General features: G+C 41.1%; 14 protein-coding genes. All 14 read left to right on the top strand.

The window, feature by feature from the left end; all coding sequences use genetic code 11:
* Positions 1 to 3 precede the first annotated feature (3 nt).
* From J7I96_RS09395 to J7I96_RS09460, 14 genes are read left to right on the top strand one after another with little or no spacing between them, the layout of a single operon-like run.
* Positions 4 to 1,269, top strand: coding sequence for a flagellar hook protein FlgE (locus J7I96_RS09395; protein ID WP_214922949.1), 1,266 nt, complete (start codon positions 4 to 6; stop codon positions 1,267 to 1,269).
* Positions 1,270 to 1,295: 26 nt separating this feature from the next.
* The gene (locus J7I96_RS09400; RefSeq protein ID WP_207200431.1) at positions 1,296 to 1,532 is read left to right on the top strand and encodes a flagellar FlbD family protein; all 237 of its coding nucleotides are present in this window, start codon (positions 1,296 to 1,298) and stop codon (positions 1,530 to 1,532) included.
* Complete coding sequence (gene fliL, locus J7I96_RS09405) at positions 1,529 to 1,957, top strand: flagellar basal body-associated protein FliL (RefSeq protein ID WP_214768519.1); 429 nt, start codon at positions 1,529 to 1,531, stop codon at positions 1,955 to 1,957. The genes J7I96_RS09400 and fliL overlap by 4 nt, the downstream gene beginning before the upstream one ends.
* A 52-nt stretch (positions 1,958 to 2,009) precedes the next feature.
* Complete coding sequence (gene fliM, locus J7I96_RS09410) at positions 2,010 to 3,008, top strand: flagellar motor switch protein FliM (protein WP_214768518.1); 999 nt, start codon at positions 2,010 to 2,012, stop codon at positions 3,006 to 3,008.
* A complete protein-coding gene (fliY, locus tag J7I96_RS09415) occupies positions 2,998 to 4,215 on the top strand; it encodes a flagellar motor switch phosphatase FliY (RefSeq protein ID WP_214768517.1) in 1,218 nt (405 codons plus the stop codon). The genes fliM and fliY overlap by 11 nt, the downstream gene beginning before the upstream one ends.
* A gap of 17 nt (positions 4,216 to 4,232) precedes the next feature.
* Positions 4,233 to 4,595 (top strand): chemotaxis protein CheY, encoded by a 363-nt coding sequence (gene cheY, locus J7I96_RS09420; protein ID WP_048684828.1) that lies wholly within the window; start codon positions 4,233 to 4,235, stop codon positions 4,593 to 4,595.
* Positions 4,596 to 4,610: 15 nt separating this feature from the next.
* The gene (locus J7I96_RS09425) at positions 4,611 to 5,270 is read left to right on the top strand and encodes a flagellar biosynthetic protein FliO (protein WP_214922950.1); all 660 of its coding nucleotides are present in this window, start codon (positions 4,611 to 4,613) and stop codon (positions 5,268 to 5,270) included.
* Positions 5,267 to 5,932 carry a flagellar type III secretion system pore protein FliP gene (gene fliP / locus J7I96_RS09430; protein ID WP_063596265.1) on the top strand — a complete coding sequence of 222 codons (666 nt, stop codon included), beginning with the start codon at positions 5,267 to 5,269 and terminating at the stop codon, positions 5,930 to 5,932. The genes J7I96_RS09425 and fliP overlap by 4 nt, the downstream gene beginning before the upstream one ends.
* A gap of 14 nt (positions 5,933 to 5,946) precedes the next feature.
* Entirely contained in the window at positions 5,947 to 6,216 is a 270-nt protein-coding gene (gene fliQ / locus J7I96_RS09435) for a flagellar biosynthesis protein FliQ (protein ID WP_101224658.1), read from the top strand.
* A 3-nt stretch (positions 6,217 to 6,219) separates the two neighbouring features.
* Positions 6,220 to 6,996 carry a flagellar biosynthetic protein FliR gene (gene fliR, locus J7I96_RS09440; protein WP_214768515.1) on the top strand — a complete coding sequence of 259 codons (777 nt, stop codon included), beginning with the start codon at positions 6,220 to 6,222 and terminating at the stop codon, positions 6,994 to 6,996.
* Position 6,997: 1 nt separating this feature from the next.
* The gene (flhB, locus tag J7I96_RS09445) at positions 6,998 to 8,080 is read left to right on the top strand and encodes a flagellar biosynthesis protein FlhB (protein ID WP_214922951.1); all 1,083 of its coding nucleotides are present in this window, start codon (positions 6,998 to 7,000) and stop codon (positions 8,078 to 8,080) included.
* Positions 8,081 to 8,121: 41 nt separating this feature from the next.
* Positions 8,122 to 10,158 (top strand): flagellar biosynthesis protein FlhA, encoded by a 2,037-nt coding sequence (gene flhA, locus J7I96_RS09450; protein WP_214768513.1) that lies wholly within the window; start codon positions 8,122 to 8,124, stop codon positions 10,156 to 10,158.
* Complete coding sequence (gene flhF / locus J7I96_RS09455; RefSeq protein WP_214922952.1) at positions 10,155 to 11,312, top strand: flagellar biosynthesis GTPase FlhF; 1,158 nt, start codon at positions 10,155 to 10,157, stop codon at positions 11,310 to 11,312. Before flhA ends, flhF begins: the two co-directional genes overlap by 4 nt.
* Positions 11,296 to 12,162, top strand: coding sequence for a MinD/ParA family protein (locus J7I96_RS09460; protein ID WP_214922953.1), 867 nt, complete (start codon positions 11,296 to 11,298; stop codon positions 12,160 to 12,162). The genes flhF and J7I96_RS09460 overlap by 17 nt, the downstream gene beginning before the upstream one ends.
* The last annotated feature ends 2 nt before the right edge of the window (positions 12,163 to 12,164 follow it).

Raw genomic sequence — 12,164 nt, forward strand, 5'->3', positions numbered from 1 at the left:
TATATGCTTCGTTCAATGTATTCGGGAATAAGCGGATTAAAAAACTTACAAACAAAATTGGATGTTATCGGTAATAACGTTGCCAATGTCAATACATATGGTTTCAAAAAAAGCCGTGTGACTTTCAGTGATGCGATGAACCAAACGGTATCTGGTGCAAGTGCAGCAACAGCCAATAAAGGCGGAACCAATTCCAAACAAATTGGATTGGGCTCCACGATTGCTACAATCGATACGATCCATACACAGTCAAGCCTGCAAACCACCGGCCGCGATCTTGATTTAGGGATATCCGGTGATGGCTATTTTGTCGTCAAGCAAGGTGATTCTCTTTCATATACACGCGCAGGTAACTTTTATCTGGATGATAACGGTACGCTTGTAAACGCGAATGGTTTGAAAGTACAGGCATACAAGATTGATGAAAACGGGAAAAGATCAAAAACGATTGGCGACGTTGCTGTTAACGTCAATGCGATTTTACCTGCCATTACCACTACTAAAATATCAGTAAGTGGAAATCTAGCTTCTGACGCAATTGATGGTACCGTATTTAGCCAGCAAATGAAAGTTGTGGATGAAAAGGGAAGAGAACAAACGGCAACTATCTATTTCCAAAAAAACGGTGATGATAAATGGGAGCTTTTTGATGAAGAACCTGCTGCTTTGGGGAATACCTCAGCCACTAAACCAAAGCCGTTCACTTCAGTGAGTTTCGATGCTAATGGTCAGATCGTGGCAGCAGATAAAACCCAGGCAGGTCAAACCATAAACATTTCAAGCGGCAATGAGGACGACTCGGATACAGCAGTTGATGAAAGCGTTCAAAAAGTTAATTTGGATTTTGATTTCTCGAACCTCACTCAAGTTAAAGGTTCCACTACTGCTCTTGTCAATCCGGACGGTAATAAAGAAGGTAAACTGGAAAGTTTTAACATTGGTGCATCAGGGGAAATAAATGGCGTTTATTCCAATGGACTTATCACAACCTTAGGCCAACTGGCCGTTGCCAAGTTTTCCAATGCATCAGGCTTGACGAAAACGGGTGGAAATACTTTTCAGGAATCAATCAATTCAGGTACTGCAAACATCAATATCGCAGGTGAGGGGCGCGGTGTGATTGCATCAGGTTCATTGGAAATGTCCAATGTGGATTTATCAGAAGAATTTACTGAAATGATCGTTGCTCAACGTGGTTTCCAGTCGAATTCCAGGATCATTACGACGTCGGATGAAATTTTACAGGAATTAGTTAACTTAAAACGATAGGTTAAGGGAGGGAGGAGCCAGGTCTCTTGCTCTGGCTCCTAAATATCATTATCAAAGTCAGAAGGCTCAATGGAAAATGCTTTCATATAAATGCATTGTACATAGACACAGTCGAGTCATTGCCAGATACGACGATTACATTTACAAATGGTAAGAAAATCGTTGTGCTAGAGAAGGAAGAGGAACTGGTTGAAGCTATCATACAATTTTATCGTACCGTTAATGTTCTCGGTTTTCGTAAGGATGTGGAGGAAAGTTCATGAAAAAAAAACTATTGACTATTATGTTGATTTTACTCGTGGCTATAACGCTTGTTGGTGTCATAGCGGTCGTGGTTGTGACAAAGTTATCTGATCCCACATCTGCCGAAGATAAACCTAGCATTGACGAAATTGTGCAATCATCAGTGGAGGTTCCTGAAATTACTACGAATCTTGCCGGCAATGATTATATTAAAATATCATTTATGGTCCAAACGGAAAATAAAAAAGCAAAAGAAGAGTTGGAAAAAAGAAATTTTCAAGTGAAAAATATCATCATTACCGAACTATCCGAAATGAAAGCGGAAGAGTTAACCGGTAAAAAAGGTAAGGAAAAGCTTCAGGAAGCTTTAAAGACTAGAATGAATGAATTAATGGAAGAAGGAAAAGTTGAAAAGGTTTATATAACTTCCTCGATTCTGCAATAAGAACATCCTTGCTTCATTAAATAAGAAGGGGAAGCTTTGGAGGTGAGTGTTAATGTCCGGGGAAATATTATCGCAAAATGAAATCGATGCTTTGTTATCGGCCATTTCCACAGGGGAAATGGATGCAGATGATTTAAAAAAAGAAGAAGTAGAAAAAAGAGTGAAAGTATACGACTTTAAAAGGGCGCTTCGGTTTTCAAAGGATCAAATCCGGAGTTTGACTAGGATACACGAGAACTTTGCCAGGCTGCTGACCACATACTTTTCTGCTCAGCTCAGAACATATGTCCAAATATCCGTTGCTTCTGCAGATCAATTACCATACGAAGAATTTATCCGATCGATTCCGAAAATGACCATCATGAATGTTTTTGAGGTACCGCCCTTGGATGGACGAATCATTCTTGAGGTAAACCCGAATATCGCATATTCCATGATGGATCGCGTTTTGGGCGGGCGGGGCATAAGCATGAATAAGGTGGATAGTTTAACGGAAATAGAAACGAAAATCATGTCGAATTTATTCGAGAAGGCTTTTGAAAATTTACAGGAGGCTTGGGGAACGATCGTTGACATAGACCCGGTGATGACTGAGTTCGAGGTGAATCCACAATTCCTGCAACTGGTTTCGCCCAACGATACAGTTGTGGTCATATCCTTGAATACACAAATCGGAGAAACGAGCGGAATGATAAATGTTTGCATTCCTCACGTCGTATTGGAACCGATCATACCAAAGTTGTCCGCTCATTATTGGATGGAAAATTCCCAAAAGGAAAAAATCCCGGAGGAAATCATGATTTTGGAACAGCGTATCCGAAACGCAGATCTTCCCATTATATCCGAACTTGGTTCCACGGACATCACCATCGAGGATTTTTTGCTGCTTGATGTTGGCGATGTCATCGATTTAAATAAGGCAATCGATGAACCTTTGACGATTACCATTGGAGGGGTCCCAAAATACAGCGGGCAGCCAGGAAAAGTAGGAAAAAAACATGCTATCCAGATTCTTGATATTTTGAAAGGGGGAGACGAAGATGGTAAGTGATGGAATGCTTTCACAAGATGAGATAGATGCCCTTTTAAAAGGTACAAGTGATATAGAGGATGAGGTGTTCCCTCTTTCGATTGACGATTATTTATCAATGATGGAACTCGACACCCTCGGTGAAATTGGTAATATCTCCTTCGGAAGTTCGGCCACTGCTCTATCCACGTTGTTGAATCAGAAAGTGGATATCACCACCCCGACGGTTACTTTAATTGAAAGGGGACAGATCGAGGAAGAATTCCCGCATCCATACGTAGCGATTCAAGTGCAATATACAGAAGGTTTTTCAGGTATAAATATGCTGGTAATCAAGCAGAGCGATGCAGCTATCATTGCAGATTTGATGCTTGGCGGAGATGGGGAGAATCCTTCTGACCTGCTTGGGGAAATTCAATTGAGTGCTGTCCAGGAAGCCATGAACCAAATGATGGGTTCTGCTGCGACATCCATGTCGACCATTTTCAGTAAAAAAGTGGATATTTCACCACCTAGCGTAGATTTACTTAACTTTTTAAATGGAGTAGGTGAAAATGCGATACCTGACGAGGACTTATTTGCAAAAATCTCGTTCCGCCTCCGTGTCGGTAACTTAATTGACTCCAACATTATGCAATTGTTGCCGTTAGAGTTTGCTAAAGGGTTAGTTTCTGAATTATTAAATGGGACGGGCGAAAGCCAATCTGCCGATATGAATACGCAAAAAGCACTGAGTGATCCAGTAATGAACATTCCAACTCAGGAGCCGGCACCATTCCAGGATAACCGGCCTGATCGATCGGTAAATGAAACTTATGGACAAGGCGGTCATCAAACCCAACCCATGAACCAAATACCGAATGTACCACAACATTTTGGAGTTTCATCCGTACCAACAGGACAGCCGGTGAATGTTCAGCCTGCCAGTTTCACTAGTTTCCAGCCTTATCAGCTTCAGGAGCCTGAAAAGAAAAATCTCAGCATGCTGATGGATATCCCCTTGCAAGTGACTGTGGAACTTGGAAGAACGAAACGCTCCGTAAAGGATATTTTGGAGCTTTCCTCCGGATCGATCATCGAATTGGATAAATTAGCAGGAGAGCCAGTGGATATCCTGGTAAACAGCCGCTTGATAGCAAAAGGTGAGGTAGTGGTGATTGATGAAAACTTTGGAGTGCGTGTTACGGATATCATGAGTCAAAGTGAACGATTAAATAAAATAAAATAATTTGGGGGACGAAAATAATGGCTAATAAAATTTTAATTGTGGACGATGCAGCATTTATGAGAATGATGATAAAGGATATCCTTTCTAAAAATGGTTTTGAAATAGTCGGGGAAGCAGCAGATGGCGCCCAAGCAGTGGATAAATATAAAGAAACCCACCCGGATCTTGTAACGATGGATATTACCATGCCCGAAATGGATGGTATTACAGCGTTAAAGGAAATTAAAAAGATAAATCCTCAAGCTAAGGTCATCATGTGTTCAGCGATGGGGCAGCAAGCCATGGTCATCGATGCGATCCAGGCGGGTGCAAAAGACTTTATCGTGAAGCCATTCCAGGCAGACCGTGTTTTGGAAGCCATAAATAAAGCATTAAGTTAAGAGGGTGTCTTCATATTGGTTTTAATTAAAAAATGGCTTCAGTTCTCACTGATGATAGCAGTATTCTTCTCTGGGGCCATACAGGCCCATGCGGAAGATCTTGAAAAAACAGTGAAGGATGTTTATGAACAGCCAGATGATTTAAAGGTGGATAAAGGTGAAACAATAGACTCGAAATCTACCAAACAGGCAACGAATCCTGACAAAGTGGGGATAACCGTTTGGGAGTTTCTGAGAATGATATTTGCTACTATTTTTGTAGTGGCCCTTCTATATACCCTATTAAAGTTCATTAATAAAAAAAGTAAATCGTATCAAAAGGCAAATTCGGTGGAGAATTTAGGCGGTACGGCCCTTGGTGCAAACCGTTCAGTTCAGCTTGTTAAGGTCGGCGGGCGAATATTGGTGATCGGGGTAGGCGAAAATATTCAGCTTTTGAAAGAAATAGATGATCCCGAGGAATATGAACAGCTTTTGAAAGATCACAACGATAAGATCGATCAAATGATCCAGCCTGGGAAACTTGCATTGAAGTTGAAAAATAAGTGGTTGAAGAAAGGCGGGTCCGAAGCCGCTAGTTTCTCTGCAGAGTTCAAAAGTCAACTTGATCAAATGTCTGATAGCAGGAAAAAGCTGTTAAAGGAGCTTGATAGGAAAGGAAGAGACAATGAATGAATGAGTTCATGGAGTTTTTTAATAACAGTGATCCCACTAATGTCTCTACTTCCGTCAAACTTGTACTTCTGATGACTGTCTTATCACTGGCTCCAAGCATATTGATCTTGATGACCTGTTTTACAAGAATCATCATTGTCCTGAGCTTTGTGAGAACATCGCTAGCTACACAGCAGATGCCGCCGAATCAGGTGTTGGTCGGCTTGGCACTTTTCATGACATTTTTCATAATGGCACCGACTTTTCAGGAAGTGAATGAAAAGGCATTAACCCCATTATTTAATGAAGAGATAGATTTAGAAGAGGCATATGTACAGGCCTCGATACCATTCAAGGAATTCATGAGTGCCCATACAAGGCAAAAGGATCTGGCGTTATTTTTGGATTATGCCAAGGTGGATAAGCCTGAAACGATACAGGACATTCCCTTGACTGCCTTTGTACCGGCTTTTGCAATCAGTGAAATCAAAACAGCTTTTCAAATAGGCTTCATGATTTTCATTCCCTTTTTGGTTATTGATATGGTCGTTGCAAGTGTTCTGATGTCGATGGGGATGATGATGTTGCCGCCAGTCATGATTTCCCTGCCATTTAAAATCCTCCTTTTCATTCTTGTTGATGGATGGTATTTAGTGGTGAAGTCTTTATTACAGAGTTTTTAAGCAGGTGAGAAAAAATGAGTGCAGATTTTGTTATTGATATAGCAGAAAAAGGAATTTATATGGTATTGATAATTGCTGGTCCATTGATGGTAATCGCTCTTATTGTAGGACTATTAGTAAGCATCTTTCAGGCGACTACACAGATTCAGGAACAAACCTTGGCATTTGTTCCGAAAATCGTCGCAGTCTTATTGGGACTCATTTTATTGGCTCCATGGATGCTGAGCCACCTATTATCATATGCAAATGAAATATTCGGCAATCTGAATCGATTTGTAGGGTAGGGCATGGAGGAATTATTTCCGCACTTTCCCGCCTTTTTATTAATTGTAGTCCGGGTCACTACGTTTTTCGTGGCCATGCCTATTTTTTCGTACCGTTCAATACCGGTACAACATCGGGTCGGGCTTGGAATCTTCCTTGCCTGGATCATGTACTACACCATCGATGCTCCGGTTCTGGAATTGGATGTGACGTTTTATTTTTTGATCATGAAGGAAGCGCTTGTTGGCCTTTTCATTGGGTTTGCAGCGTATATGATTTTGTCCGCCGTTCAAGTCGCTGGCGGATTGATTGATTTCCAAATGGGTTTTTCAATAGCGAATGTCATCGACCCCCAAACGGGGGCACAAAGCCCGTTGATGGGACAATACCTTTATACGGTCGCTTTATTATTCCTATTGAGCACTAACGGTCATCATTTGCTTTTGGATGGAATTTTTTATAGTTATCAGTTCATCCCGATTGACCAATTATTTGTACCATTCGGAGATCATGCACTGATAGAATATTTGGCCAAAGCTTTCAGCAAAGCTTTCATGATTGCTTTTCAAATGTCCATACCTGTAGTGGGAAGTATTTTCTTAGTGGATGTCACGCTGGGGATACTTGCCAGGACAGTCCCTCAATTAAATGTGTTCGTTGTCGGAATTCCAGTGAAAATCATTGCCGGCTTAGCGGTTATCATAGTGGTAATGGGGATGATGATGACAGTTGTCACCCAACTCTTCAATTTCTTGCTTTTGACCATGCGTCATCTAATGCAGTTGATTGGAGGCGTTTGATGTGGAGAGGTTTCAGTTGGATTTGCAGTTTTTCGCAGGTGAGAAGACCGAAAAGGCGACTCCCAAAAAACGTCAGGATTCGAAGAAAAAAGGTCAGGTGGCAAAGAGTCAGGATGTAAATACCTCTGTGAATTTACTTGCAGTGTTTTCAGTATTATTGCTTATGGGACCGTACATGTATAATCATCTGCTCGGTCTCATGAGAGAATATTTGCAACATTTTACCTTGACTGGATTCAACGAGGAAAATATGCAAATTATCATGATTGAGGTTTTAAGGGAGATGGGCCTTATCCTGGGACCCGTTTTCGCAGCAGCGTTAGTGGCTGGGATATTGGCTAATGTCATGCAAGTCGGATTTTTGTTTTCTACTGAATCCATTCAGTTCAAACTTGAAAAATTGGATCCCATTAAAGGGTTCAAGCGCATTTTTTCAATGAGGGCCATTGTTGAATTATTGAAATCCATTCTTAAAATAGCATTTGTTGGTTTTGTTGCCTTTTATGTACTATGGCAGCGCATGGATGAGATAATGATCTTATCGCAAATTTCTGTGGAAGAAGCAATGGCAACATTGGCGGATATTACGATAAAAGTAGGATTTTATGCCGCTGTGGCTTTATTGTTCATTGCTCTATTAGACTATTTGTATCAAAAATATGACTTTGAAAAAAACATCCGGATGTCCAAACAGGATATTAAGGATGAGTATAAAAATTCCGAAGGGGACCCGCTCATCAAATCCAAGATAAAGCAAAAGCAGAGGCAGATGGCAGCTCAAAGAATGATGCAGGAAATTCCCAATGCGGATGTCGTCATCACCAACCCGACGCATTTTGCCATTGCTTTAAAATATGATGAAGAAAAAGCTGAGGCTCCGTATGTAGTGGCAAAGGGCGTTGATTTTGTTGCGCAGAAAATTAAATTCATTGCTAAAGAAAACGATGTGATCATGGTGGAAAATCGGCCTTTGGCCAGGTCTTTATATGATCAAGCCGAATTAGGCCAGGCGATACCTGAAGAGTTCTTTAAGGCGGTCGCTGAAATACTGGCCTTTGTATATAAAACCAAAGGTAAACTGTAAAGAAGTAATAGGGTAACCCGCTAGTAAGGAGAGAAAAAAACATGCGAGCAAGAGATTTAGTTGTTATATCGAGCGTCATCATGATCGTTGCCATGTTGGTCATTCCATTGCCAACATGGTTGTTAAGTATTTTACTCCTATTAAATATCTCTCTTGCGTTGCTGGTTCTATTGACTACGATGAATATGAAAGAACCTCTCGAATTTTCAATCTTTCCTTCCTTGCTCCTTTTACTGACGTTGTTCAGGCTGGGGTTGAATGTTTCCACGACTCGTGCCATTTTGACCTATGGTGATGCTGGGGGAGTTGTAGAAACCTTTGGGTCATTTGTAGTCGGCGGTAACGTGCTTGTAGGATTAGTTGTATTCATCATTTTGGTCATCATCAATTTCATCGTCATCACGAAAGGTTCCGAACGGGTCTCGGAGGTGGCGGCAAGATTTACACTGGATGCGATGCCAGGGAAACAGATGGCCATCGATGCAGATTTAAATGCTGGAATGATTTCCGAAAACGAAGCACGTGCCAGAAGGGAAAAAATCAGTAACGAAGCAGACTTTTATGGTTCCATGGATGGAGCGAGTAAGTTTGTTAAAGGGGACGCCATAGCGGGCATCATCATTGTCATCATTAACTTGATTTTCGGTATGATCATTGGCGTCATGCAATTGGACATGAGCTTTGGAGAGGCAGCCGTCCATTTTTCCATGTTATCAGTTGGTGACGGTATCGTGAGTCAGGTACCTGCTTTATTGATTTCTACAGCTACGGGAATAGTTGTAACCCGGGCTGCCTCGAATGGAAACCTCGGAGCGGATATTGTTGAACAGTTATTTCAATTTCCCAAAATGCTTTACCTAACAGCAGCAACCATTTTCCTTTTAGGGTTATTCACTCCCATTTCCGACTTATTCACCATTCCGATCGCTGCTTTATTAGTCGTTGGAGGGTATACGATTTCAAGGATTCCAAAGCAGGACGAAAGTGAAATACAAGAAATGGAAGAAGTGTTGGAAACCGATGAAATGAAAAGTCCAGAAAGCGTCGTTAACCTTTTAAGTGTCGACCCGATCGAATTTGAATTTGGATATGGATTGATTCCGCTTGCGGATGCCAATCAAGGGGGAGACCTACTGGACCGAGTCGTCATGATCCGCAGGCAGCTTGCGATTGAATTGGGGCTCGTGATCCCAGTTGTCAGAATACGTGATAACATACAGTTGAATCCCAATGAGTATCGGCTGAAGATTAAAGGAAGCGTCATGGCAAAGGGGGAATTGCTCCTTAATCATTTCTTGGCCATGAGTCCAGGGGTGGAGGATGATTCAATAGAAGGAATCGATACAATTGAACCTTCTTTCGGTTTACCAGCCAAGTGGATCACGGATGACATGAAAGAACATGCCGAATTGTTGGGTTATACAGTTGTGGACCCGCCAAGCGTTGTATCCACTCATTTGACGGAAGTCATAAAGGCCAATGCGCAGGAATTATTGGGCAGGCAGGAAACGAAACAATTGATCGATCATCTTCACGAATCGGCACCTATACTGGTGGAGGAAGTCACTCCGAATCCTTTGTCTATAGGAGATGTACAAAAGGTATTGGCAAAATTATTGAAGGAAAAAGTTTCAATAAGGAACTTACCGATCATTTTCGAAACACTTGCTGATTATGGCAAGTTATCGACTGACACAGATTTGCTTACTGAGTATGTAAGGCAGAATTTAGCCAGACAAATAACGAATTCTTTTATTACGGATGAAAATAGAATTAAAGTCATAACATTATCGGGAAAAGTGGAGAAGACTATCGCGGATGGTGTACAGCAAACCGAACATGGTAATTTTTTATCATTGGATCCAACTCTATCGCAATCCATATTGGAGGCAATTGCAGCCAAATTGGAAGAGCTGACCCTAATGGATCACCAACCGATCTTACTCTGCTCTCCAGCAGTAAGGATGTATGCCCGGCAATTAACTGAACGTTATTTTCCTAATGTACCGATTCTTTCATACAATGAACTCGAATCGAATGTAGAAGTACAAAGTGTAGGGGTGGTGAATTTCGATTGAAGGTAAAGAAATATTTGGCACCAACAATGAACGAGACAATGAAGCGAATAAGGGAGGAACTAGGCAGTGATGCGGTAATCTTAAGTTCAAAGGCTGTATATACTGGTGGTTTCTTAGGGTTATTCAAGAAGAGGAATATTGAAGTCATTGCAGCCATAGACCCCTTGTCCCAGTCTATCCAAACCGTAACCAAACAAAAATCGAAGAAGTTGCCTTCAAAGCTGGAAATGGCAAGTCATGCCCTGGAACCTAATGAAGGCAATAGGGAAAGTGCTGACTTATTAAAAGAAATCGAAGGTTTGAAAGATATGATAAAGACCTTGCAAATCTATTCACCTGATCAAAAATATCCGGGGAAACTGCAGGAAATGCATGAATACCTAACCGAGCAGGAAGTGGATCTTTCACTTCGGTCCAAAATCATGGATGAACTTCTTGAAAAATGGTTCGTTTTTAAACAACAATCCACTGATGAAGAGGTTCAAGTTTGGTTGGAAGAAGCCATGTTCGGGATTTTGGAAAAGGTCGATAATGGAAAAACCGGACTGCAAAAAAAGTATATTAATTTTGTTGGCCCGACAGGTGTGGGAAAGACGACGACCTTGGCAAAAGTGGCTGCAGAAACCATGTTGAAGCATGATAAAAAGGTGGCTTTCATTACGACGGATACGTACAGGATTGCTGCAATAGATCAACTTAAGACATATGCCAAGATCTTAAACGTTCCCATAGAAGTGGCTTATAATCTGGAAGACTTCAAAAGGGCGGCTGAACGCTTCTCCCATTATGATTTTGTTTTCATTGATACGGCCGGAAGGAATTTCCGTAACGCGCAATATGTTAAGGATCTAAATGAAATCATCCATTTTACAGATGAGATGGAAACCTATTTAGTGCTGTCATTGACTTCTAAACAGAAGGATATGGAAGATATTTATCGACAGTTTGCTGCCATACCGCTTAAACAGGTCATTTTTACAAAAGCGGACGAAACTTCCACTTTCGGGCCTGTATTCAATTTTATACACACTCATAAATTAGGAGTCGCCTATATAACAGATGGACAGAATGTACCGGACGATATTGAAATAGCTACATCATCACAACTAATGAAAATGGCTTTTGGGGCTAAAAAATATGAAAGATCAAGCTGAGAATTTACGAAGAAGATTGGAAGTCCGCCAAAATCAATCAATGGCCAAAACGATTGCCGTTTTAAGCGGTAAAGGTGGAGTGGGAAAATCAAACTTTTCTTTGAATTTTTCCATTGCTTTATCCCAAAGAGGGAAAAAGGTACTGTTGTTCGACATGGATATCGGTATGGGGAATATTGATATTTTGATCGGGGAACACTCGCCCTGCAGTATTATTGATTTTTTTGAAAAAGAATGTAGGTTGAAGGATATCATCATGTCAGGACCGGGAAATATTTCAATCATTACAGGAGGAACAGGGATGACGAATCTCTTTTCACTTGATGAAGATAAATATTCGCGCTTTAATGAAGAATTCAGTTTATTGCTGGCAAATTACGATTATATCTTATTTGATATGGGTGCAGGCATCACTGAGGATTCCATGAAATTCCTGTTATGTGTGGATGAATTGGTCGTTATCACGACGCCTGAACCTACGTCCATCATGGATGCATATTCCGCAATGAAATATATTCATTCAGTAAACAAAGAGATTCCATTCTTCCTAGTTTGCAATCGCGTTTTCTCGAGTAAGGACGGCAAAGAAACGATTAACCGGCTACAAAATGCGCTAGTGAAATTTTTAGGTCTGGAAGCTGTAGCTCTAGGTTACCTGCCAGCTGATAGAAGCGTACCCAAATCTGTTACCAAACAAATGCCCTTTCTCCTTTTCGATTCTGAAGCCGATGTATCCAAAGCCATCATGGACATTGCTTCGAGATATGCAAATCATTCATTTGGGGAAGAATTGACTTTGCAAAAAAGCCGTTTCCTCCAAAATATGAAGAGATATTTTTTGGGAAAGTAGGT

The organism is Bacillus sp. ISL-78 (genome assembly GCF_018613455.1).
Taxonomy (GTDB): domain Bacteria; phylum Bacillota; class Bacilli; order Bacillales; family DSM-1321; genus Peribacillus; species Peribacillus frigoritolerans.